Raw genomic sequence first — 24,562 nt, 5'->3', positions numbered from 1 at the left:
CTTTTGCTACCTTGACTTCATGGAGGCAAGGGATCTGCGAGTGTCCGATGCCGAACGCGAACACGTCGGAGAACTGCTACAACGCGCCGTGGGGCAGGGCATGCTCTCGCTCGGCGAGTTCACCGAGCGGATGGACACCGCTCTGGCATCGAAAACCCGCGGTGAGCTGAACTCGGTACTGGTCGACCTGCCCGGGATGCAGATCGCCGAGGAGCATCGACCGTCGGCACAGCCCCTTGCCGGGCCGACCTCGCACACCGCGCCCCGCTCCGTGGTGCACGAGCATCGGGGCCACAGCGGTGGCGCATCGGACACCCTGCGCGGCACCATGTCCACGATCACCCGTAAGGGGCCGTGGAATGTTCCGCCGAGACTTCGTCTCTCCACCCGCATGTCCTCGGTGACACTCGATTTCACGCAGGCGGTCATGACCACGCAAGTGGTCGACATACGCGTCGACGACTACTGCAGCACCGTGACACTGATCGTGCCGACCGAGGCGACCGTCGATGTCAACGCCGTCGATACGATCGCGGGCAGCGTCACCAACAAGGTCCGCACCGGGCCGCCGTACGGTCCGCTCCATCTCGTCGTCTCGGGCAAGGTCCGTTTGGGCTCGGTGACCGCGAAGCATCCGTTCGGTAGCTCGATCCGCAGGATGTTCGGCTAGCGGTTCGCCGTACCCGGTCGATTACTCGAGGGAACCGAGTAGCACTACTCACGCTTTTCGATGGCAATGCTCGCAGAATCCTTGCCATGACTTCTTCCCAGAACTCCGCGCTGGATCCGCAACTCGTCGCGCGCCTGTCCAGTCGCTTCGATTCCTTGGGTGACCACATGCGTCAGGTGGCAGTCGATCTGCAGACCTTGCAGTCGCAACTCGGTGCCGCGAGCGTTGCCCCCACTCGGGCTCCTGCTCCTGCCGCTCCTGCTCCTGCTCCTGCTCCTGACGCTCCTGCTCCCGGGGTTGCTGTGCCTGGGGTTGCTGCGCCGTCCTATGCGCCGCCGTTCGTGTCGCCGCAGCCTCAGCCGCAGCACCACGGTCGGCCGGTTGGTCAGCCGATGGCACCTGCACCTGCACCTGGCCAGGTCGCACCGCCGCGGGGACCGGTGGTATCGCCGCGTCCGCCTGCTCCGGCCCGAGAGCCCTGGTGGCAGCGGGACGGGGTCATCAGCCGTCTGCTCGCCGTCGCCGGCGCAGGCGTCACTCTCGTCGGCGTCGTGATGCTGTTGGTTCTCGCCGCGCAGGCCGGTTGGTTCGGCCCGCCGCTGCGCGTCGCGGCGGGTGCAGTGTTCTCGCTGGCGCTGATCGGTGCAGGCGTGCGCGTGTTCGGTCGCTCCGGCGGACGCGTCGGCGGAATCGCCCTCGCTGCCACCGGCATTTCCGGACTGTACCTCGACGTCCTGGCGACGTCCGTGCTGTACGGCTGGCTCGATCCCGTCATCGGTCTTGTCGCCGCTTTCGGAATCGCTGCTGCTGGAACGGCACTCGCGGTGCAGTGGAAGTCGCAGCCGATGGCGGTATTGATCCTGGCCGGCGTCGCGGTGTGTGGTCCGGTGCTGACCGACGGGCTCACCTTGACCTTGATCGCGTTCTTCATCGCTACCTATGTCGCCGGCTTCCCCGCCCAGATCGGCCGAAATTGGCAACTACTGCAGGTTGTTCGGACCGTTCCCCTCGTCGGTGCAGTGTTGACTGCGGTCGCCAGCGCCGACCTGAGCGGATCGACCGGCGACTACTGGCTGTTGGTTGCCATCGTGCTGGTGGCAGTCCTGGGCATCGGCTCGTCGCTGGAGTTGCTGCGCCGCAACGTCTCCGATCTTGTAGCTACCGTGATGATCGCCCTTGCGGCACTGCCGACTCTGCTCTGCGTGAACGTCTTCGACAGGGCGGCCACCGTCACCGTTCAGCTGGTCCTTGCTGCAGGTGCCCTGGCGATCGTCATGCTGGTGAGCTGGTTGCCCGGACATGCTCGCGTCACCGTTGCGGTGATCGGTGCCCTGGCCACGTTGCAGGCCGCAGTCGAGTCGACGACCCTCGAGATTCGTCCGGTCGTGCTGTTCGCCGTCGCGCTGGCGCTGATCGCGGTGGCGCACAGCACCCGATCGGCACTTGCCTTCTCGATCGGCAGCGGATTCGGCGTGATCGCTGCACTGATGTTCGTCTCGGTCTGCCCGCCGCGTGCCCTGTTGGACTCCGATCACGCCGTCGGTAGCGCCGGCATTGTAATCGGTGGAATTCTGCTTGCAGCAACGGCTTTCGTGTTCGCCTACGTACTGGCCGAACTGAAGCCGGTCGACGACGGATTGCAAACCCTGGCCATCGTCTCCGGTGTACTCGCGCTCTACGGGCTGACGGCGGCGACGGTGACCCTCGGCATCGGAATCGGCGGCGAAACAACAGGATTCACGGCAGGCCACACCGCAGCGACCATCGAGTGGATGATCGCGGCCTTCGCGCTACTGGCCTTCGGGCTGCGCAGCGTCACTCAGGCCCATGTGGCGCTGCTGGCCGGTCTGTCCCTGACGGCAGCGGCCATCGCGAAACTGTTCTTGTTCGACCTCGTCGCTCTCGACGGCCTGTTCCGCGTCATCGCGTTCATTGCGGTGGGAGTGTTGCTGTTGATCGCCGGTACCCGATACGCCAAGGTGTTCGCGGATCGAGAGAGTGCGGCCACCCCCTGACCCCCTCCGCGTCAATGGACCATTGCATACGTCTGGGCAGTTTCAAGCCCAGGGCGGTGCAACGGTCCATTCACGCGTTTCGGGACGTGGGCGGGACGTGGGGGGCGGCGCGTCAGCTGTCCGCGGGAGTCGTTTCGCCCAGTCCGAGTTTCTTCTGCATTCGCTTCATGCCGGCCGGTGCCCACCAGCTGGCGTCGCCGAGCAGCTTCATCGTGGCTGGCACGAGAAACATGCGAATGACCGTTGCGTCGATGATCAGAGCGGCGATCATGCCGTAGGCGATGTATTTCATCATCACCAGATCCGAGAACGCGAAGGCCCCGGTGACGACGATGAGGATCAAGGCCGCTGCGGTGATGATGCGTCCGGTATGGGAGGTGCCGATGTGAATGGCTTCACTTGTGCTGGAGCCATTTTCGCGAGCCTCGACCATGCGTGAGAGCAGGAAGACCTCGTAGTCGGTGGACAGGCCGAAGACGATTGCGGCGATCAGGAGCAGAATCATTGCCATGATCGGACCCGGAGTGAAGTTCATCCACCCCGCTCCGTGGCCGTCGATGAAGATCCACGTCAAAATGCCCATCGTGGCCCCGAGTCCGAGCGTGGTCATCAGCACCGCCTTGATCGGCAGTACCAGCGATCCGAAGGTCAGGAACATCAGTACGGTCACGATGAGGACGACCAGCACTGCCATCAGTGGCAGCCGGTCTACCAGCGCGTCGATCGAATCTCGTTCGATGGCAGGCGTTCCGGTCACTTCCATCGATGTCCCTTCGGGCGTGTCGATGCCACGCAGAAACTCGATGGTGGGTGCACTGTCGTTTCGGTCGATCAACCCCGCCTTGAAGACGATGATGCCGTCCTTGCTGGCCCCGACCGGGGTGAATTGCTCGACCAACCCGGGTGCCTTGTTGGCCTGGTTCGTGATGTCGCCGAGGGTGCGACCCTGCGCATTCTCGATGACCAACTTGATCGGCTCGGTGCGTTGACCGGGGAACAACTCGTCGAACTGTTCCTGCGCCACCCGGGTGGGATTGTCCGGCGGCAGATACGTCTCGTTGATCCCGCCGAACGAGAGGTTGCCGATCGGCAGCGTCAGAATCAGCAGGCCGAGCACTACGGTGACGACTACCTTGATGGGATTGCGCATCACCCAATGAGTGAGCGTGCCCCACCCGCCGTTCTCGATTTCCTCCGAGGACTTGGTCTTGCGCATGAACGCAAGCCCGAGGGCATCGACGCGAGGGCCCAGAATCGACAGCAGGGCCGGCAGGACGGTGATTGCGGTCAGCGCCGCGAGAGCCACCGTCGCAATCGAGCCCAGGGCCACCGACCGCAGGAACCCGTGCGGGAACAGCAACAGGCCACCGAGGCATGCGACGATCATCGTCGCCGAGAACGCCACGGTGCGCCCGGCCGTCATCACCGATCGCCGGACCGCATCGGCCGTCGACCGGCCGTCGCCCAGCTCTTCTCGGAATCGCGAGACGATGAACAGGCCGTAGTCGATTGCCAAGCCGAGTCCGACGAGCGACACCACTGGTGCGACGAAGGTGTTCACGTCGGTGACGTGGGTGAACAGCTTGACGATGCCGTTGGCTCCGACCACGGTCAGAGCACCGACGACGAGTGGCAGTGCGGCGGCAACGACGCCGCCGAAAACGAAGAACAGCAGCACCGCGACGGCCGGAATGGCGAGGATCTCCATGCGATGGATGTCGTCGGTCATCGTCGACTGCAGGGCGGCGGCCACCGCCTGTTGACCGGCGACTTCTACGTCGACACCGTCGATGTAGAAGGCATTCTCGACGGCCAGGAAGTTCTCGGTCAGTTCGGTGTCGTTGGCACCGACGATCGCGATGCTAGCGATGGCGTGCCGCTTGTCGGCGGTGCCGAGGGCCGCCAGTACGGGAGCCTGGGCTGTCCCGAAATAGCTACCGTTGATCTTCGCGATGCGGTCCGGGTGGTCGGCTACCAACGAATCCAGGTTCTGGGTGATCGCTGCGTCGAATGCCGGATCGTCGATGGTCGAGCCCTCGGGGGCGGTGTAGAGGACGATGACGTCGCCCTCGGTGTCACGGCCGAACGTCTCGTTGGCGAGGTCGCTGGCCATGGCCGACTGCGACGTCGGATCGTCGAAGCCGCTCTGACTCAGATGGTTCGGGAGATCCCAGCCGTAGGCGGCCAGGACCGCCAATCCGGCCACCATGACCCCGAGAACGGTGTACCGGAGACGGTGGACGAAGTTTCCCCATCGAACGAACACGTGTGTAGAACTCCCCCTCGGTACACGCGACGACTCCGTCTCGTGAGTGAACCCCGATCCCTGAAGCGGGAGTGTAGCCTGCGAAACGACCTATCGAGGCCGGGAGTGTAGCCTGCGAAACGACCTATCGAGTCCAGCAGTGTAGCTTGCGAAACGACCTATCGAGTCCAGCAGTGTAGCTTGCGAAACGACCTATCGAGTCCAGCAGTGTAGCTTGCGAAACGACCGATTCGGATGGGCCGCTTTCACGAACGGTTGCGTTCGCGGGCGAGCAACTCGCTGACGCTGACTACCTGCCCGTTCTCCCCGCCGCGATGACGGCCACTGTCGCCGCTCTCGGGGGATGGTGCTGCCCGCCGGCCCGAGGTTCTGGGGGACTCGCTCGTCGCGGACCCGTTGGTTCCGTTGCGCTCGGAGCCAGTGTGGTCGGTGCCGTTGCGTGCGGTTCCGTTGGTTCCGTTGTGTTCGGATCCGTTGCTGCCGTGGCCGTTGGTTCCGTTGTGTTCGGACCCGTTGCTGCTGTAGCCGTTGCTTCCGCGATGCTCGGATCCATTGCTGCCGTGGCCGTTCCGGGTGGAGCTTCTCTCTCCGGAACCGTTCTCGACGTGACCGTTCTGCACCGAACCGTTCTGCGCCGAACCGTTCTGCGCCGAACCGTTTTCAACGTGACCGTTCTGCGTCGAACCGTTTTCGACGTGACCGTTGTGGTTCGTGCCGTTGGTAGTGGAACCGTTGTGGTTGGAACCGTTGTAATTCGTGCCATTGCTCGTCGTATTCGAGTGACTCGACGTATTCGAGCGACTCGACGGCGGCGATGCGCTGGGTGCTCGCAGGTCGGCGAGCCAGCTCTCGATGGATCGTCCGTCAGGCTCGTCGGCGCGAGGTGTGCGACCAGCGCGGATTCGACTGGGCGGTGTGGCCGGTGTGCGCGGAGCACTCGGTGCCCGCGGGGGCTGAGCCGGTGGGGGAGCGGCGACCGGATCTACCGTGGGCTCAGGTCGAACGACTTCGGCGGCCTGGGTCGGTTCAGGTTCGACGGTGGGACGCGGAGGTGTCGGCTGGCTGGGGGCGGGCCGGGGAGCTTGCTGAACCTGGGGGGCGGCCTGAGGCTCGTGCTCGGGCGGTGTTGCCGGCCGACCTGTCACGCTACGGCGAGACTCTTCCTTTGCGAAGTGTGTCGCCCTGATGGGGCCCGAACCGTGAGGTGCAACAACAGGAATGGGCTCGGTGAGTGGTTCGCTGCGGCGTGGTGCAGGTCGCATCGGAGGTGCAACCGTAGTGGACGGTGCGCCCCCGGCGAGGGCAAGCTCGGGCACGTCGGCGATGGGGAGAAGCTCGTCCTCGAGAATTGTTTCGCCGAGTCCCAGCTTGCGCTGAATGCGCTTCATCCACTGCGGGGCCCACCAGCAGTCGTCGCCGAGCAGTTTCATCGTGGCGGGCACGAGGAACATCCGGATGAGGGTGGCGTCGATGATGAGGGCCGCGATCATGCCGTAGGCGATGTACTTCATCATCACCAGATCGGAGAACGCGAAGGCCCCGGTGACGACGATGAGAATCAATGCGGCCGCGGTGATGATGCGGCCGGTGTGTGAGGTGCCGATCCGGATGGCTTCGCTCGTGCTGGCACCCTTTTCGCGAGCCTCGACCATGCGTGAAAGCAGGAAGACCTCGTAGTCGGTGGACAGACCGAACACGATCGAGATGATCAGCACCAGCACCGGGGCCATGATCGGCCCCGGGGTGAAGTTCATCAGCCCCGCACCGTTGCCGTCGATGAATATCCACGTCAATATGCCCATGGTGGCACCGAGGCCGAGGACGGTCATGAGCACCGCCTTGATCGGCAACACCAGTGATCCGAACGTCAGGAACATCAGCAGCGTCACGATGAACACCACCAGGATGGCCATCAGCGGAAGTTTGTCTATGAGCGCACTGATCGAGTCTTGTTCGATGGCAGGAGTGCCGCCGACGAGAACCGTCGCCCCATCGGGGACGTCGATGCTGCGGAGGAAGTCGATTGCCGGTTTCGAGTCGTTGCGATCGACGAGTCCGGCCTTGAACACGATGATGCCGTCTTTGCTGGCACCGACGGGTGTGAACTTCTCCACCAGTCCGGGAGCATTGTTGGCCTGGTTGGTGATAGCGGCGAGGTTGGGACCCTGCGCATCTTCGATGACCAACTTGATGGGCTCGGTGCGCTGGCCCGGGAAGAGCGAATCGAACTCGCCCTGCGCGACGCGGGTGACGTTGTCGGGAGGCAGGTAGGTCTCGTTGATGCCGCCGAACTTGATGTTGCCGACAGGCAGGGTGAGAAGCACGAGTCCGAGGACGATGGGCACGGTGACCTTGACCGGGTTGCGCATCACCCAGCGAGTGAGCCGGCCCCACATGCCGTTCTCGATTTCTTCGCTCGACTTGGTCTTGCGCATGAACTTCAGGCCGAGTGCGTCGACGCGTGGGCCGAGGATGGCGAGCATCGCGGGCAGAATCGTGATGGCGGTCAGCGCTGCGAGTGCGACGGTGGCGATGGAGCCGTACGCAACCGACTTGAGGAAGCCCTGCGGGAACAGCAGCAGACCACCGAGGGACGCAACGATCATCGTTGCGGAGAACACGACGGTGCGGCCGGCCGTCATGACGGTCCGGCGTACGGCCTGCGGCGTCGTATAGCCGTCGCCGAGTTCTTCTCGGAATCTCGACACGATGAACAATCCGTAGTCGATCGCCAAGCCGAGGCCGACGAGCGAGACCACGGGAGCGACGAACGAGTTGACCTCGGTGAAGTTGGTGAACACCTTGACGATGCCGTTGGCTCCGACGACCGTCAGCCCACCGATGATCAACGGCAGAGCGGCAGCCACGACGCCACCGAAAATGAAGAACAGCAGCACCGCAACGGCCGGGATCGCCAGTAGTTCCATGCGGTGGATGTCGCCGGCCATGGTCGACTGCAACGCGCCCGCCACGGCCTGCAGGCCGGTCACCTGCACATCGACGCCGTCTACGTAGAAGGCGTCTTTGACTTCCTGGAAGTTGTTGGTCAGTTCGGTGTCGTTGTCGCCCTTGATGGCGACGCTGGCGATTGCCTGTTGCTTGTCGGTGGTACCGAGCGCAGCGAGATTGGGAGCACCGGAAGTCTTGAAGTAGCTGCCGTTGACCCTGTCGATCTGGTCGGGGTGGTCGGCCACCAGCGAATCGAGATTCGAGACGATCGCAGACTGGAACGCCGGATCGTCGATGGTCGAGCCCTCGGGCGCGGTGTAGAGGACGATGACGTCACCCTGCTTGTCGCGACCGAACGTCGTGTCCGCCAGACGGGCAGCCTGAGCCGATTCCGAGGTCGGATCGTCCCAACCGCTCTGACTGAGATGGCTGTTGAGATCGAGACCGTAGGCAGCGAAGCCCAGCAGTCCGGCCACCATGACACCGATGACGGTGTACCGAAGGCGGTAGACGATGTCTCCCCATCTGGCGAACACTTAAGAAACTCCTTGGCGCCCGACGAGCAGGGCGGACAGCGGTCGGAAGGGCTGCAGCCACGCGCCTTCGTCGGGAAGCGAATCCAGACTGACCCGAGGCAGTGGTTCACGAAAGACGCCCGGGATGTCCTCCAGATCGAGGAACTCCAGAATGTCCGACGTGACAGCCCAGCTTGCGTGCTCCCGAAAGCCCAGCACCTGTACGGGCACTCCGGTTGCTGCGATGGCCTCCAAAGGCCCCTTGAACGCTTGACCGTCGGCGGACGCGACCATGACCCCGGCGAGACCGCCGTCACGGTTGCGGAAGTCGATGTGGTCGAGCATGTCCTCGTCGACGTCACTGTCCTCGTCGACCTTGGGCTTGGCGAACACCGCGAAGCCCACGTTACGCAATGCTTCGACCCAGGGTCGGACGACATCGGCGCTGCCGGGAGCGATGTTGGTGAACACCGTGGCCTCGGGTTCGAGAGTCGCGGTGCCCGAGGTGGAGAGTTCGGCGGTGCGGCTGAGCAGCCATCGGCCCAGTGCATCGAACCGCGGGCGGTATGCGGCGGTGGGTCGACCACCCAGGATTGCGCCGAGGCCCATGTCGAGATTGGGCGCGTCCCAGACCAGCAGCACCCGTTTGTTGTGGCGCGATTCACCGATCGCACCGAGCTCGGAGGGGTCGACCACGGTGTCGGGCATGTCCGTACTGACGCTCATGCTGTCTTCTTTCCCCAGATCAATTCCGTCACCGAGCTACCGACCTGCTGTGCCTTGCCCTCGAACTTGGTCACCGGCCGCTCGTGAGTCATGGGCGACTCCCAATCGAGAACGGTCAAACCGGGTTCTGCGTTCCCGGCCTCGGCGATCCACTCAGCGTATTCGGCATGATCGGTGGCCACGTGCAGAACGCCACCCGGTTTCAGTCGATCCGCGATCATCGCGAACGTCGGCCCCTGCAGCAGGCGACGCTTGTGGTGGCGAACCTTGGGCCAGGGATCGGGAAAGAAGACGCGAACGCCGGTCAACGACTCCGAGGAGAGCATGTTCTCGAGGACGTCCATTGCATCGCCGCGCAGCAACCGGATGTTCTCGATGCCTTCTCGTTCGATCTGCTGCAGCGTCTGCGCCAGGCCAGGGCGGTAGACCTCCACGGCCATGAGGTTGACGTGCGGCTCGGCCGAGGCCATCGCGGTGGTGGCGGTGCCGGTGCCCGACCCGATCTCGAGGATCGCCGGGCCGCTGCGACCGAACCAGGAGTCGATATCGATCTGCTCGTCGGCCACGTCACTGCCGATACGCGGCCACAGTGTGTCCCACGTGCGCTGCTGAGCCTCGGTCAGCGCACCGCGCCGAGAGCGGAAGCTCGTCACTCGGGGGTGCAGCCGTGAGCCCCGTTCAGGGGTCCGCGATGCGTTGTCCTCGGTGTCGACAGAGGTGTCCTGGGGCTCGTTCACCTGTCCATTGTCGCGCATCCACGGAGTGTGTGACAGGTGGGTCTGAAGTTGAAGTTGAGACTTCGTGTTCGACCGCTGATCAGCGGCTGAATGACCCTCCCGAATTACAACGGTGCAATTTCTGTCCAGCGGCTCGGATGGGCCCGGATGTGCCAGAATCGGTGCCGCAGCAGGGGGCTGTGCGCCGGGTCCGGGGTGGACGGCGGGTCGTTCTGGGGGGATCGATGACGAACGTCGCCGAGGAGAATCTGGGCCGACTGCGTGAGCGCACCGCAGTGAGCGCGAGCGGTACGACTGGGAGTGCGGCGGCCCGGGAATCGATCGATATCGCCCTGCATCACCGCCTGAAGCCGCTGACCGTCCGGGTCACGGGTCGGCGGGGAGTCGGTAAGTCCGCGATCCTCGCGCTGCTCGAATCGATACCACTCGACGCCGACGGCCTCGATGTTCGTTCGCGCGAAGACAGCGGAACAGACGGTGGAGACAGAACGCAGAGCGGCGAATCGGAGGGCAACGTACTCGTCTACGTGTTCGCCGGCGCGGTGTCGCCGGTCGACAGTGCATTCCTGAGTTCTCGGCCCAGCGACAGTGCTGGATCCGGTGGCACATCGGACGGAGTGGTCGTCGTGCTGACCAAGGCGGACACGCTCGACGACCCCCAGGCGGCGGCTTCGGCCGCGTCGGAACAGCTCGGTCGGACCGTCCTTCCGGTGATGGGTACGACGGCGGTGGGACTGCGCGGCATCGGACGGTCCGGTGCGCCGCTCGTCATGGCCGACGTGCGGGCCGTCGCGGCCACCGACCTCGGGCCGGCCGACCTGCTGACGGTCGACCGGTTTCATGCCGCCGACATCGCACTGTCGACGCGTCGCCGGGAGGCGTTGGTCGACTGCATCGAATTGCGTGGCCTGGCCCTACTCGTCGGCGCTCTGCGCCGGCGACCCGCCGCGTCCGACCGTGAGCTCGAGCGCGTGCTGGCCGATGCCTCCGGTGCCGATGCCCTGATCGCGGCGGTCTCGGCGGCCGTGTCGACAGCAACCGCAACCCGTGACGCCGATCTGCACCGAAGCTTGCAGCAGATTTCCGCTCGGCATCGGCATGTCCGGAGCGCCGTCGAGTCGTACTTGGCCTCGGACGAGGCGGTGGCCGCCGAGATGCGCTGCGCTGCGCTGCAGTTGGGAGTTCCGATCGAGACCGGTACGGAGCGGGATACGGCGGAGCAGGCCGTCCTGTGGAAGCAGCGCGCGGCTGCGGCCGAGGACCTTCACGTGCGCCGATCGGCACTGGCGCTGTGTCGAGGGTACGTGCGAATGCTGGGTCGATGACCCCGCTGTCTGAGGACATGAAAAGCGTTCTGCGTCGGTGGAATTCGGATGCCCTCGATGAGATCGAAGCCGCTCGCAGAAGTCGACCCGCCGGGGTCTACCTCACCGGGACTGCCGGATCGGGCAAGTCGGAGCTGCACCACGAGCTGGCGCTACTCAGCGGCGTCGAATCCACGGACTCGGTCGAATTCACGAACTCGATGTCCGGTGCGGCCGTCGTGATGATCGTCGTCGACGCGTCGGCACCGGTCGGCCGTATCGAGATCGAGCAGTGGCGAGCTGCCCTCGAATCGACGCCGGTTGTGTTCGTGGTGAACAAGATCGACGTGCATCGGCACTGGCGAGAGGTGGTGACCGCAGACAGCGAGCTCGTTGCCGAGTGCGTCCCGCGGGCGGTGGAGTGCACCTTTCATCCGATCTCGGTTCGGCTGGCGCAGACGGGGCGGGAGGGCGGCGATGCGGCGATGTCGGCCGAATCTCGTCTGGAGTCGGTAGCGCACCGGCTCGGTGCACTGCTGCTGCAGGCCACGGCGATCGGATCGCAGCGCAAACATGCGGCGGCAGTGCAGCACTGCGCAGCCATAGCCAGGGCGTCGATCGTGGCGAGAGCGCGCGCGGTGACCGGCGGTGGTGATACCGCCCCGCTGCGGGCGCGGCGGGCCGAGCTCGTGCGCGAACGGGAGAGCCTCGGTGGAGACCGACGTGCACTGTTGCACAACCGAATTCAACGGGTACGGGTGGAGTCTCTCCACGGCGCCGCCGAAGATCTCCGTGTGCTGGGCGTCGAGACCAAGCAGGCGATCGACAGTGCCCGACGCGCAGAACTGAAGCATCTGCCCGCCCATGTCACCGAGTCCGCGCGTGGTGCGCAGAACCGAGCCGACGCCGCGTTGACTGCCCGACTGCGAGCGGTGGAGACCGATCTGGGGCTGAGCCCGACGCCGGCGCAGCCGAATGCGGCGGACACGTCTGTCGATATCGAGCCACCGCCCCGGCGTCGAGGTATCGAGGACGCCATCATGATCGTGGTCGGGGCGTCGGCGGGGGTGGGTCTGGGACGGCTGGTGGTCTCCCCGATGGCCCTGATGCCGACCTGGGCCGTTGCCAACACCGTGATCACCCTCGTTCTGGGCGGTGTGCTGGCCTGGTGGTTGACGCGCTCGCGGGCACTGGTGGCCGACCGGGCACACCTGCGGGGCTGGACGCAGGAAAGTGTGGCCCGGGTGAAATCTGCTATCGAGCAGCGGTTGCTCTCTCGCATTCTCGAAGCGGAGTCGGTGTTCGCGGTCGCCGTCGCTACCGCAGACCGGGAGGCAGCAGCTCGCATCGACGTCGAGCTCGCCGAGGTGGACGCCGACCTGCGCACGATCGCCGACCACCGATCGGCGTTGCTGTCGGCGTGCGATCGAGATCTGTCTGCCCTCGAGCGGGGGCTGGAGCGATTCCGCGAACCCGACCGAGGCGTGGTCGTGGATCGAGAACCCGCTCGAGTTTCGCCCGCACTCGTGGAACCGTTCGATCTGCCGGTGCGTCGTAGTCGGTAGGTGCAATGTCGGTTCGGTGAAGTGGGGAGTGTCGATGATCGCGGTGGATGGCTTCGCGGCAGGGGATCTGCCCGCAGACGAGGTGGCGGAACCCGACCTCGACGGCGGGGGTGCGTCCACCTTCTCGACGGACGTGTTCGATCTCGACGGAGACGGTCACTACGAGACCACCGTGCGAGCTACCGACGCCGGCATCACAGTGGCGACCGATATCGACGGGGACGGTGTGACGGACAAGTTCACCGCCTTCGGACGTGACGGACAATACCGAACCTGGGAGATTTTTCGAGAGGCGAACGGTATCGGTCGGGGCGAAATGATCGAATTCGGCGAGCTGTAGCTTCAATGTCGGGCCTCTGCATCACCGCTGGTCGAAGCCTTCTTGCGCGGATCTTTCCCTATCTGAATCGGTCCTGTGACTAATCGGACAACACCCTGTTTCTGGTTTCACGTCGTGCGGCGTTAACCTGATGAACAGGACATCCGGCGCTCGGTCCTCGGCTTGCAGTACCCGGTAAGATGGTGTACCGCAGCTCGAGCGGTCGAGCAGCGCCCCGCCGAGAGGGGAAAACCGAGATCTACTCGCAGATGCTTGCCCAGCATGATCGTGCGAGTTCTTCCCGGTTCCGGCTAACCCCAGGAGAGTTAGATGACCTCAGCGACCATTCCCGGTTTGAGCGGCACCGACAGCGTGCCGACTCGACACAAAGAACTGCTTGCCTGGGTTTCTCAGGTAGCCGAACTGACCGAACCGGACGCAGTGGTGTTCGCTGACGGATCCGACGCCGAATGGGAGCGCCTGACCACCAAGCTGGTCGAGGCCGGCACCTTCACTCGTCTCAACGACGAGAAGAAGCCCAACTCGTTCCTCGGCAACTCCGATCCGTCGGACGTCGCTCGCGTCGAATCGCGCACGTACATCTGTTCCAAGGAAGAGATCGACGCCGGTCCCACCAACAACTGGATGGACCCCGCCGAGATGCGGTCGCTCATGACCGAGCTCTACCGCGGCTGCATGCGCGGACGCACCATGTACGTCGTCCCGTTCTGCATGGGCCCGCTCGGTGCAGACGACCCGAAGCTGGGCGTCGAGCTCACCGACTCCGAGTACGTCGTGGTGTCCATGCGCGTGATGACCCGCATGGGCCAGGCCGCGCTCGACAAGATCGGCGACGACGGATTCTTCGTCAAGGCGCTGCACTCGCTCGGCGCACCGCTCGCGGAGGGCCAGGCGGACGTCCCGTGGCCGTGCAACGACACCAAATACATCACCCAGTTCCCCGAGGACCGCGAGATCTGGAGCTACGGATCCGGTTACGGCGGTAACGCGCTGCTCGGCAAGAAGTGCTACTCGCTGCGTATCGCCTCGGCGATGGCCCGCGACGAGGGCTGGCTCGCCGAGCACATGCTGATCCTCAAGCTGATCTCCCCCGAGGACAAGGCGTACTACATCGCGGCGGCATTCCCGTCGGCGTGCGGCAAGACCAACCTCGCGATGATCCAGCCGACCATTCCGGGCTGGCGTGCCGAGACCATCGGTGACGACATCGCCTGGATGCGCTTCGGTGAGGACGGCCGCCTCTACGCCGTCAACCCCGAGTTCGGTTTCTTCGGTGTCGCGCCGGGCACCAACTGGGACTCGAACCCGAACGCGATGAAGACCATCGATCAGGGCAACTCCGTGTTCACCAACGTCGGCATGACCGACGACGGTGACGTGTGGTGGGAAGGCCTCGAAGGAACGCCCGATCACCTCATCGACTGGAAGGGCAACGACTGGACTCCCGAGTCCGGCACCGACGCCGCACATCCCAATTCGCGCTACTGCGTGCCGATGGCCCAGTGCCCGTCGATGGCTCCCGAGTGGGACGACCCGCAGGGCGTGCCGATCTCGGCCATCCTGTTCGGCGGTCGTCGCAAGACCACCGTTCCGCTGGTGACCGAGGCCCGCGACTGGCAGCACGGCGTGTTCATGGGAGCCACCGTCGGCTCCGAGCAGACCGCCGCCGCCGAAGGCACCGTCGGTACCGTCCGACGCGATCCGATGGCCATGTTGCCGTTCCTCGGCTACAACGTGGGCGACTACTTCCAGCACTGGATCGACCTCGGCAAGAACGCCGACGAGTCGAAGCTGCCGAAGGTGTTCTACGTCAACTGGTTCCGTCGCGGCGACGACAAGCGCTTCCTGTGGCCCGGATTCGGTGAGAACTCCCGCGTGCTCAAGTGGATCGTCGAGCGCATCGAGCACAAGGCCGCGGGCGTCGAGACGCCGATCGGTGTGGTCCCGACTGCCGAGGCACTCGACATCGACGGACTCGACACCACCGTCGAGGACGTCGCCGAGGCACTCGCGGTGAACACCGAGGAGTGGAAGGCGGAGATCCCGCTGATCCAGGAGTGGTTCGACTTCGTCGGCGAGAAGCTGCCCACCGGAATTCAGGACGAATTCGACGCCCTCAAGCAGCGTCTGGGCGCGTAGTATTCACGACACGGAACGGGGCTCACCGAGGGGTGGGCCCCGTTCTGGCTGTGTGGGTAAATGTCGCTTCTGCCAGCTATCTGCGAGCCGCGATGGTGCGTCTTGCAGTGCGCCCTAGTGTTTTGGGCGTGGGTGAACCGTTCCGCGTTGTCGACCTGGCTGATTGGACCCGCGGCGAAAGCGAGCCGGGTGGTGCAGAGGAGAAGCGATGGTTCACGGCACCTGAGGCATCGCCCCACGCCGGACATTGGCTGTTCAAGCCGCGGCGAATCAAGGAACTGACGCTCTCTCGGGAGCGCCGCGCGCGCGGTGACGCACCCGATCTCCTGGTGCGAGGTGAGGATTGGGCGGAAAAGATCTCTTACGAGCTTGCCCGTCTGATCAACGTACCGGCAGCCGAGACAGAGTTGGCCACTGTCGTTCGACGATTCACAGGGGAATCGGTACTCGGTTCCATCAGTCGAGACATGAGGCCTGCCCGGTGGGCGTGGACTCCGGGTGCCGCGCTGCTTGCCGAGCGTGACGACGAGTTCGATTCGGAATCCTGTGTGGGCCACACACTGACTGCTGTGGTCGCGGTGCTTGCTCGGTTGAAAGGGCCTGTGGGTACCGAGTTTGCCGATCAGCCGGCGTTCGACGTCTTCGCGGGGTATCTCGTGCTCGATGCGCTGATAGCCAACACCGACAGACACGCCCACAACTGGGGAGTCCTGCAGAATCCGTCTACTGGCGCGCTATGCCTGAGCCCCTCTTTCGATCACGGCTCGGCGTTGTCGAGCGGCAATGGAGACAGCTATCGCGCAGAACGAGTGAAAACCGCAGCGGTCGAGCGGTGGTGCTCCAAGGGTGCGACCAAGCGGTTCGACGGCCAGGAGGCGGTTGGCCTGATCGACCTCGCAGTGCGAGCGTTGTCACTGGCGACCCAGGATGCGCAGCGGTACTGGCGCCAACAAATAGTGGGCCTCGACCTGCACCTATGCAACGATGTCATCAACGCGGCACCAAACTTGTCGGACCACACCCGTACCTTCGTACAGATAGCCGTAGCCACGAACCGAAAGCGACTCCTCGATGATCTCCACTGAATTCGCCCCGATAGGTGTCGGTGCTGACCTCGGTGTATGCAGGTCGAGACTCATCGTTACTCGTCGGGGTGTAGAGGACGGCACCTATCGAGCGGTCGGATATCTGGACAAACTCACCGGTGGTGATGCGCCGGTCTATGAATTCGTCTACCTCGACGCTGCGTCGCGCGAGCCATGGTTTCTCCCGATGGTTGGATTCGGCGATGAACGTCGTCGTTATCGTTCGACCCGGCTGTTCCCGTCGTTCGCCGACCGAGTGATGAGCGCGAAGCGACCGGATCGACCTGTTTATCTCGCCGGGCTCGATCTGGAGTCGGATGCCGACGCTTGGGAGATCCTGGCCGCATCGGGAGGCCACCGCGAGGGTGACCCTATCGAGCTCATTTCGTTGCCGACCTGGGATTTCGCGACCCGCGAGACCTCTGCGCACTTTCTGGCGCATGGCGTCCGCCACCGAGGTCCGGACGCCAGCTCCCTTATCTCGACGCTCTCACCTGGCGACCTGCTTACACTTGAGTCGGAACCGGGCAACGAGACGAATCCGCTCGCTGTTCGGATCACAGGTGCAGGACTGCACCTCGGGTACGTGCCGGATCCGCTTCTGGACCACGTGCATTCCGTAATGAACTACGGAGCTTGCGAACTCACGGTTGTACGCGCGAATGCGGCTGACACACATCCACATCTGAGATTGCTGCTGCGCTTGAGCGGTCGTTGCGAGCAGTTCGCTTTCGACAAGTCGGAGTGGCTACCGGTCACGTGACTCGACTGCGGACTCGTGGTGTGGGTTTGCCCGGTCAGGCGGTGAGGGCGGCTGCGCCGTACAAAGTGCCGAGTCCCCCCAGTGCAGCGGGTACCACCTGCAGGCCGTCGAGAAATTTCAGACGCGCGTGCAGCGCGATCGACTCCTGGATCGGATTCCACAGCGGCGGGCCGGCTTGGGCGAAACCACCACCGATCACCACCATGCGCACGTCCACGAGGGCGACGGCGGAAGCGATGGCCTGTCCCAGGGCAACTCCGGCGCGTTGCAACGAGGTGATCGCGACCGGCTCTCCCGCGGTGGCGTCGGCGGCAAGTTCGGTTCCTGTGCTTCCTGTCCAACCCTGCTCGCGCGCCCACCGCACAGCCGACGGCCCACTCGACACGGTTTCGACGCATCCGATGCCGCCGCATGCACACGGCGTCGTCGATCCCGGCACGACGATGTGGCCGATGTGGCCCGCGTTTCCACTGGCCCCGGCGGCAATTGAACCGCCGAGCACCAATCCGCCGCCGATACCGGTGGACACCACCAGGCTCAGCACGTCCGGTATCCCCACAGCGGCACCGAAGCGATGTTCACCCAGTGCGGCTGCGCTGCCGTCCATCGCGAGGCGGATGTCGGCGTCGGGAAAGATCTCGGAGAGGTGATCTCGCAGCTCGAAGCCGTTCTTCCACTCGTCGATGTTGATCGGCGCGACTGCTCCGGTCTCGAGATTTACCGGCCCGGAGCACGCGACGCCGATGCGATCTATGTGCTGTCCGGCGGCGATGTCTCGAAGCAGCGGTGCGCACGCCGCCCACACGTCGGCTGCGGGAGTGGGCACCGTGGCCGAGTTCTGCGGACGCCCGTCATCGCCGACGAGTGCCGCTGTCATCTTGGTGCCGCCGATGTCGAGAGCGAGTGCCGTCATCGTTCCAGGTTATCCAGTTGGTTTCAGGACCAGGACGAGGTTGCTGCCGAGAAACTCACGGAGCACCGGAACGCGCATCATCCACCATGCCCAGCGCGGGTGGTATCGCGGGAATGCGGCCAGTAGCGTCGCGTTGGGAGTGCTTCGTGCCCAACGCAATCCGTCTGCTGCGCTGATGTCGAACAGTGATTCGCCGAATCGATTCTTCGGTTCGTGGCCATGGGTGCGGGCGTAGCGGCGGGCGGCGTATTCACCGCCGAGGTAGTGCCAGGGCCGGGTCTCGTGGCCACCGAAAGGACCGAACCAGATGGTGTACGAGAGCACCGTCAACCCACCGGGTTTGGTGACGCGGAGCATCTCTTCGGCCATGGTCCACGGCTCACGTACGTGTTCGGCGACGTTCGAGGAGAAGCAGATGTCGACGCTGTCGCTTCGGAACGGGAGGGCCATTCCGGACCCGCGCACCGAACCGGGTATCTGCAGCCCTGCTGCGTGCATCTCCGACGCATCGGGTTCGACGGGCAGGTAGCGCGCGCAGCTCGCCCCGAAGACCTCGGCGAAGTATCCGGGGCCGCCGCCCACGTCCAATACGGTTGCCGCGGACATGTCGGTACCCGTCGAGCCGCGGTACAGGTCGCCGATCAGTTCCACCGAATCGCGGGCCAGCGCTCCGTAGAAGATGTCGGGCGCGCTCTGTTCGTGCCCGAAGTCCTTCAGCAGACTCACCGAGCGGCGCAGCGTCGCGCGAGAGGCGAACAGACGTGTCACGGCGGAAGTCACGAAGACGAACCCTAGCGGTTACTGTGGCAGCGGTAATCGACGGCGGTCGAGACGACATGCGGAAATTGGGTGAAGTGAGCTGTGCGCGAGGTTCTGTTGCTGTGCTGGCGCGATACCGGGCACCCGCAGGGCGGCGGCAGCGAGCGATACCTCGAGCAGGTGGGCGCAGGTCTGGCTCGACGCGGCGTCCGCGTCACGCTGAGGACGGCGTCGTACCCCGGAGCTCCCGCCGAGGAGATCGTCGACGGCATTCGCATCAGTCGCGGCGGTGGACGCCTGTCGGTGTATCCCCGCGCACTGGCCGCCATCGCAGCCGGACGGCTCGGTTTCGGCCCACTCAAAGGCATTGCTCCCGACGCGGTGATCGACACCCAGAACGGCATTCCCTTCTTCTCGCGTGCCGCGCTCGGCGTTCCGGTGACGTTGCTGGTGCACCACTGCCATCGCGAGCAGTGGCCGGTTGCGGGGCCGATGATGGCCAAGCTCGGCTGGTGGCTCGAATCGACGGTCTCCCCCCGAGTGCACCGGCGGAATCAGTACTTGACGGTGTCGTTGCCGTCAGCGGACGAGCTGGTCGCTCTCGGCGTCGCCCGCGAGCGCATCGCTGTGGTGCGTAACGGGGCCGACGAGATTCCACAGTCGGTGCCGGAGGGCGACGACACCACCCGTACCCCGTATCCGTCGCTGACCGTGCTGTCCAGGCTGGTTCCGCACAAGCAGATCGAGGACGCGCTCGATGTCGTCGCGGCGCTGTGCGGCCGGATTCCCGACATCCACCTCGACGTCATCGGAGGCGGCTGGTGGGAGCAGAACCTTCGCGACTACGTGGGTGAACTGGGAATCGAGGACTACGTCACCTTCCACGGGCATGTCGAGGAGGAGCGCAAGCACGAGCTACTCGGTCGGTCTTGGGTGCACGTGATGCCCTCCCGTAAAGAGGGCTGGGGCCTCGCGGTCGTCGAGGCGGCTCAGCACGGCGTACCGACCGTGGGCTACCGAAGCTCCAAGGGGCTCACCGATTCGATCATCGACGGCGTCACCGGGGTGCTGGTGGGTGGTCTTTCGGTCGGCGACGAAGACCGCCACGTCTCCGGATTGATCGCTGCCGTGTCGGAACTGCTGCTCGACGCGGAAGCCCGAACTCGTCTGGGCGAGAAAGCGCGTGTGCGTGCCGGTGAATTCTCATGGGAGCAGTGCGCTCAGGGTGTGTACTCCGTGCTCGAGGCGACGACGCGCGGCACCTGGTCGTCAGGGCTGGTCGGGTCGGGCGACGCTGCGCCGCAAACTGATTCGGCTGGAGCGTCGCAGTCCCACCACTAGTCCCCCGAGAAGCAGCAGCGCCCAGGCCAGGTGCGCAATGACGACGGCCACGGCCGACCGGCTCTCGGCGGTCACCGGATTCGGCACCCGGTAGAGCGTGAGTTGCTCGTCGGAATAGGCAATGTCGAGTGGTTTCAGCGTCTGCTCGGATGCGCCGAGTTCGCCGGGGGTCGTGTTCTCGACCAGTACCCAGCCGACGCCCAATTCTGCAAGTGTGTTCGCGGATTCGCCTGCAAGCAAAGCATTCTGGACGTCCGTGGCCCGTGCTCCCTCGCCGCGCACCGTGCCGCCCGCGACGATGAGCTCGCCGGTCTGCAACACGTCCAGTGGCAGCATGCGCGGCGCGGGATCGAGAACGGGAGCGCTACCGCTGTAGGGAAAGCGGCGGAACATCCCGGCCGGTAGTACCGCGACATCGCCTGCTGCGCCGTTCAATTCGGTTGCGACGGCCTGCCACGAGGCCGGGTACGTCACCGGCTTCACCGCATTGCCGACGCCCCAGCCCAGGTCTGGCAACGCGATCAGCAGGGCCAGTATCGCGGCGGCCGCCGACAGCCAGGAGGTGCGGAATCGGGTGCACATGTGCCCGATTCCGGCTGCCGCGGCGAGCGCATAGAACGGCATCGCCAACGCCACCCATTTCTGGGAATCGCGCAGTAATCCGGCTCCGGGAACGCTCTCGCCCAGAACGCGAGCGGCCGCCAATCCGGGTCCCGTCGCCGCCAGCGCAGGAACCACGATCACACCGATCGCCACGACAGCGAGGCCGACTATCACGGAATTGCGTCGACGCCTGATCAGCGGCCACACGCCCAACGCCACCACCGTCAGCAGCACCGCCGTGCCGACAAGAGCGAAAAGTCCTGTCCGGGAGGCGGGTACGGCCTGAGAATTCCAGATTCCGCCGAGACCGGCCAGGCTGCCGACAGTACCCAGGCCCGGCTCCGCGCGCGCCGCGAAAGCAGCCCAGCCCGCAGGATCGGTCTGTTCGACGCCACTGCCCGACACCATCGTCGCCACCAGCCACGGCGCCGACGCCACCGCCGCGATGGCGAGGGTGACGACCACGCGCAGGCCGCGTCGGGCACCCCCGGGGACGGCGAGGACCACCAAGGCGATGGTCGCGGCCAGCAACGCGCCGGTGGGGGTGAGCCCGGCTGCGGCGAGACAGACTGCGAGGGCCCACCAGGAACGACCGGATCTCACAGCCATCCCGGCGACCACCGTCCACGGGAGGGCGGCGTATCCGACGAGCAGGCTCCAGTGACCCTGCAGCAGTCGCTCGGCGACATACGGGTTCCACACCGCCACCGTCGAGGCGACGAGCAGGGCGGGTAGCGGGGCCGTCGGTAACACCGTGCGGGCCATGACTGCCGCACCCCAACCGGCCAGCCACAGTGCCAGCAGCAGGATGGTCTTGACCACCAGTCCGCCGTCGAACACCGTCGACAGCGCGGCGATCGCGGCATCCTGCGGGACTGCGCGCGCGGCCGCGTCGGCGATGCCCCAGGCGGAGTCGGTGAAGTACGAGCGGGGAGTGCTGACGGCGTCGCGCAGTAGTAGGTAGCCGGGGCCGAGTAGTGGGCCGAGAATCAGCACCGAGAGCAGCAGGCTGTAGACGGGCGGTGTCCACCTCGACCTCGACCACGCCATGATCGGCACCCTATACCGTGGGCTCATGTCTTTCCGCGCCTCCGAGGCAGACCACACGGCGGGTGCGTCGGTCGCCGGGATGGGGATGGTGACGGCCGGTTCGATGTTCGCGAACGTTGCGGCGTACGTGCTGCAGGTGCTCGCGAGTCGGATGCTCGGCGTCGAGGGCTACGGCGAGTTCGCGAGTCTGCTTGCTGCACAGTTGGTTCTGGCAGTCCCGGCGTTGGCGTTGCAGTCCGTCGTCGCACGTGAGGTGGTGCGGGGGCGCAGTTCTCGTGAGCTGCGGACCGTCGGGTATCGGTGCGCGGCGGTGGTCGGTGTGCTGGCTGTGGCGCTGGCTCCGGCACTGTCTGCCGCCATGGACATCTCGATGGCATCGACCGTGTCCGCGGTCATCGCTGCGCCGGTGCTGGTGCTGTTGGCCGCCGAACAGGGTTTGCTGCAGGGACGTGGGCGTTTCGGAGCCCTGAGCGTCGTGTTGGCCGCAGCCGGCTTCGGAAAGGTTGCTCCGGCCGTGCTGGTGTTGGTGCTCGGCGGTGGTCCTGGTTCGGTTCTGTTGGCCACGGCTGCCGGAATCGGGGTGGTCTCACTCGGCGCGCGGTGGACGGCCGGGGTGCCGGTGCACGCGGTATCGGAAACCAAGGTCACCGTTCTGGCCGTGCTCCAGGCGTCGCAGGTGCAGTTGGTGTTGATCGCGATGTCCGCGCTGGATCTGGTGCTGGCGCGCACGCTGCTCAGCTCCAACGAGGCCGGGCTGTACGCAGTCGGGGCCGTCGCGTCCAAGGCGGCATTCTGGTTGCCGCAGGCCGTCGGTGTCGTGCTGTATCCGCGGATGGCAAACCCGCTGCATTCTGCCTCCGCGGTGCGATCGGCGCTGGCCGTCGTCGCGGGACTCGGTACGGTTCTGGTGATCGGCGGTGCACTGGCGTCTCCGCTGTTGCCGTTGGTCGTCGGCGATACGTATTCCGGTGTGCAGAACTATGTCTGGCTGTTCGTTCTTCAGGGTGCGTGCCTGGCCGTGTTGCAGAGCGCGTTGCTGTGGGCCATTGCGGGCGAACGCACCCACCTTGCCTTCGTCGCCTGGTTCGCCCTCGCCGCCGAGGTGCTGCTGTTGCTGTTCGTGGCCTCGACGCTCGCGCAATTCGTCACCGTCGCCGCGGTCACCGCAGCAGTGACGATGGCGGTGGTGTGCGGGCTGGTGTTGTGGGGGAACCGCGAAATCGCCCCAACCGGACCCGACCGGAGTTGAGTCCCGGCGCAGTCCGCCTGCATGGGGCTACGGCATCGTAGTGACATCGAGGTACATGCCGTGGGCGGTCGTCGGGTTCGGCACGTACCCGAACGTCACGAAAGTCTCGTCTGTGAAGAGCAACTCGATTGCTTTCGCACCTGCGTTGGCGAGGGTGTGCGTGATCGAGTGCACGAGCTGCGTCACCACCGGCCGAGAGGTGCCGGGCACCACCTCGAGAACATCGATCCGCGCGGTGGTGTCGTCGATCCATCGCGCCGCGGCGTGTCCCACGAACGGCCGCGCCTCGCGGCTATCGACATAGGCCTGCAACCACACGGCGAGCACACCGGATGCCTGCGCTTCTCGGGCCGTCTCGATCTCCAACCCGGCGCGCGAGAGCCAGGAACCCGAGGTGCCATGTCGCGGTACTGCTGCCACCGCATGCTCTCGACCGCTGTCGAGCTCGGCGATCGGCCACGAAATACCAACGGCACCGTCAGCTCGTCGGACGCGATGTCCCCACACCAGCAAGCCTGTCCGCAGGTCTTCCTGCCAAATCGAAAGACACTCGGCCACAACAGAACCAGGAGAGTCCAAGGGTGGGCCGGAAAAGTCTTCCTTCGACTGTGGGAATCGCAACGTCAGTGCGAACGTATTCGGGTTCATCGCCCAGTGGAAATAGACTCGGGCCTGGTCCTGCTCGATATGAACCCGGATCGGCCGAAATTTGGTGTCGACTCGACCTCGAACACGCACCGAGCGCGTCAGACTGCGTGCGGTCGAAGCCGCTGTCTTCGGGAGACCGTCGACGTCCTCGCCGGTGATGTCGAGACGCCACCCTCCATCGGCATCGGCATCGGCATCGGCATCGGTATTCGGATCGCGGAAGTCCTCGGTCCTGAAAAACGGACCCACGGCGTCGAGGTGCGCCACCACCACAGGTGATGTCGGGACGATCTTGCGGGCCGAATCGATCCCGTGCCACACCCGCCGAAAGGCGAAATTGTCCGGCGCAAGCATCGGCTCCCCGTCGTCACCGAGCAACAGCGCATAGACGCGCTGTGCGAACAACATTCGCGTCGCCGTGTTCGTCGGTGATTTCGGAGTGCGCACCAATTCGTACGCATAGTCGGCCCATCGCGGGCCCAAGAGCGCACGCGCCCAGGCCTCGCCCTCCGGATCGGTCACCGAGTCCACAAGATTGGATCGCGCAGCTGTGCGGTCCCGGTATTCGTCGGAGAACCCTTGGACGTGGATACGCAGAAGGAGCGGATTCGATTCGGCCGGAAACGATCCCAGATCTGCCGCGTCCTGGTAGCTGTGTCGCACGTGTATGCGCAGACCGGGAACGTTGAGCGAGGGCCCTACTACCGGGTGGTCGTCGACCGGCCAGCGAGAGTGGGACAGGGTGCGATCGGCGGCAAGGTGCCGCAAGAAGCGTCGATAGACCGCTATTTCATCTGCGTACACCGACGTGATGTGGTCGGTCATGGCGAAGATATCGGGCGCGCTGTTCGATGGTGCGCCGTCGTTCTCAGTGGGCCGAGACATTCTTTCTGCGTGTTGTCAGCATTCCGACACCGTAGACCAT

18 protein-coding genes are annotated in these 24,562 nt (G+C 65.1%); 10 read left to right on the top strand and 8 right to left on the bottom strand.

Translation table 11 applies throughout. The features are described 5' to 3' along the window. Positions 1-19 precede the first annotated feature (19 nt). Both RHODMAR_RS02145 and RHODMAR_RS02140 read left to right on the top strand, forming a co-directional pair. The gene (locus tag RHODMAR_RS02145; RefSeq protein WP_008710794.1) at positions 20-670 is read left to right on the top strand and encodes a DUF1707 SHOCT-like domain-containing protein; all 651 of its coding nucleotides are present in this window, start codon (positions 20-22) and stop codon (positions 668-670) included. Between the two features lie 86 nt (positions 671-756). Further along, complete coding sequence (locus RHODMAR_RS02140; protein WP_008710792.1) at positions 757-2,685, top strand: DUF2339 domain-containing protein; 1,929 nt, start codon at positions 757-759, stop codon at positions 2,683-2,685. 112 nt (positions 2,686-2,797) lie between these two features. Here RHODMAR_RS02140 and RHODMAR_RS02135 read toward each other — a convergent pair whose 3' ends face one another. The 4 genes from RHODMAR_RS02135 to trmB all read right to left on the bottom strand — a co-directional run bounded on the left by RHODMAR_RS02135 (position 2,798) and on the right by trmB (position 9,914). After that, entirely contained in the window at positions 2,798-4,951 is a 2,154-nt protein-coding gene (locus tag RHODMAR_RS02135; protein WP_008710790.1) for an MMPL family transporter, read from the bottom strand. A 245-nt stretch (positions 4,952-5,196) separates the two neighbouring features. Then, positions 5,197-8,436, bottom strand: a complete 3,240-nt coding sequence (locus tag RHODMAR_RS02130) for an MMPL family transporter (protein WP_008710788.1) — start codon at positions 8,434-8,436, stop codon at positions 5,197-5,199. Next, positions 8,437-9,123, bottom strand: coding sequence for an NYN domain-containing protein (locus RHODMAR_RS02125; protein ID WP_086000226.1), 687 nt, complete (start codon positions 9,121-9,123; stop codon positions 8,437-8,439). It lies immediately after the preceding gene. 14 nt (positions 9,124-9,137) lie between these two features. Further along, positions 9,138-9,914, bottom strand: coding sequence for a tRNA (guanosine(46)-N7)-methyltransferase TrmB (gene trmB, locus RHODMAR_RS02120; RefSeq protein ID WP_442970018.1), 777 nt, complete (start codon positions 9,912-9,914; stop codon positions 9,138-9,140). A 188-nt stretch (positions 9,915-10,102) separates the two neighbouring features. Here trmB and RHODMAR_RS02115 point away from each other — a divergent pair, with 188 nt between their 5' ends. From RHODMAR_RS02115 to RHODMAR_RS02090, 6 genes are all read left to right on the top strand, one after another. Beyond that, positions 10,103-11,203 carry a hypothetical protein gene (locus tag RHODMAR_RS02115; protein ID WP_008710783.1) on the top strand — a complete coding sequence of 367 codons (1,101 nt, stop codon included), beginning with the start codon at positions 10,103-10,105 and terminating at the stop codon, positions 11,201-11,203. Continuing rightward, complete coding sequence (locus RHODMAR_RS02110; RefSeq protein ID WP_008710781.1) at positions 11,200-12,747, top strand: hypothetical protein; 1,548 nt, start codon at positions 11,200-11,202, stop codon at positions 12,745-12,747. Before RHODMAR_RS02115 ends, RHODMAR_RS02110 begins: the two co-directional genes overlap by 4 nt. Positions 12,748-12,781: 34 nt before the next feature. Further along, positions 12,782-13,087, top strand: a complete 306-nt coding sequence (locus RHODMAR_RS02105) for a DUF6802 family protein (RefSeq protein ID WP_157225958.1) — start codon at positions 12,782-12,784, stop codon at positions 13,085-13,087. Positions 13,088-13,396: 309 nt separating this feature from the next. Then, a complete protein-coding gene (locus RHODMAR_RS02100) occupies positions 13,397-15,226 on the top strand; it encodes a phosphoenolpyruvate carboxykinase (GTP) (RefSeq protein WP_008710777.1) in 1,830 nt (609 codons plus the stop codon). A 128-nt stretch (positions 15,227-15,354) separates the two neighbouring features. Continuing rightward, on the top strand, positions 15,355-16,311 hold the full coding sequence (locus RHODMAR_RS02095) for a HipA domain-containing protein (protein WP_042937634.1): 957 nt from the start codon (positions 15,355-15,357) through the stop codon (positions 16,309-16,311). Then, on the top strand, positions 16,298-17,074 hold the full coding sequence (locus RHODMAR_RS02090) for an HIRAN domain-containing protein (protein ID WP_008710773.1): 777 nt from the start codon (positions 16,298-16,300) through the stop codon (positions 17,072-17,074). Before RHODMAR_RS02095 ends, RHODMAR_RS02090 begins: the two co-directional genes overlap by 14 nt. A gap of 34 nt (positions 17,075-17,108) precedes the next feature. On the opposite strand, the gene RHODMAR_RS02085 is transcribed toward RHODMAR_RS02090, so the two are convergent. Together RHODMAR_RS02085 and RHODMAR_RS02080 are read right to left on the bottom strand one after the other, a co-directional pair. Beyond that, positions 17,109-17,987, bottom strand: a complete 879-nt coding sequence (locus RHODMAR_RS02085) for an ROK family protein (RefSeq protein ID WP_008710772.1) — start codon at positions 17,985-17,987, stop codon at positions 17,109-17,111. Positions 17,988-17,996: 9 nt separating this feature from the next. Further along, a complete protein-coding gene (locus RHODMAR_RS02080) occupies positions 17,997-18,755 on the bottom strand; it encodes a class I SAM-dependent methyltransferase (RefSeq protein WP_042937632.1) in 759 nt (252 codons plus the stop codon). A 93-nt stretch (positions 18,756-18,848) separates the two neighbouring features. Here RHODMAR_RS02080 and RHODMAR_RS02075 point away from each other — a divergent pair, with 93 nt between their 5' ends. Then, positions 18,849-20,087, top strand: coding sequence for a glycosyltransferase family 4 protein (locus RHODMAR_RS02075; protein ID WP_008710768.1), 1,239 nt, complete (start codon positions 18,849-18,851; stop codon positions 20,085-20,087). On the opposite strand, the gene RHODMAR_RS02070 is transcribed toward RHODMAR_RS02075, so the two are convergent. Beyond that, positions 20,016-21,740, bottom strand: coding sequence for a hypothetical protein (locus tag RHODMAR_RS02070; RefSeq protein WP_008710764.1), 1,725 nt, complete (start codon positions 21,738-21,740; stop codon positions 20,016-20,018). The two genes, RHODMAR_RS02075 and RHODMAR_RS02070, sit on opposite strands and share 72 nt — an antisense overlap. A gap of 25 nt (positions 21,741-21,765) precedes the next feature. On the opposite strand from RHODMAR_RS02070, the gene RHODMAR_RS02065 reads away from it, so the two are divergent. Continuing rightward, positions 21,766-22,989, top strand: a complete 1,224-nt coding sequence (locus RHODMAR_RS02065) for a hypothetical protein (RefSeq protein WP_008710761.1) — start codon at positions 21,766-21,768, stop codon at positions 22,987-22,989. Positions 22,990-23,016: 27 nt separating this feature from the next. Here RHODMAR_RS02065 and RHODMAR_RS02060 read toward each other — a convergent pair whose 3' ends face one another. Then, positions 23,017-24,522 carry a hypothetical protein gene (locus tag RHODMAR_RS02060; RefSeq protein WP_008710759.1) on the bottom strand — a complete coding sequence of 502 codons (1,506 nt, stop codon included), beginning with the start codon at positions 24,520-24,522 and terminating at the stop codon, positions 23,017-23,019. Positions 24,523-24,562: the final 40 nt, after the last annotated feature.

Source organism: Rhodococcus sp. AW25M09 (genome assembly GCF_000333955.1).
Taxonomy (GTDB): Bacteria; Actinomycetota; Actinomycetes; order Mycobacteriales; family Mycobacteriaceae; genus Rhodococcoides.
This window is presented reverse-complemented; position numbering and strand designations above follow the sequence as displayed.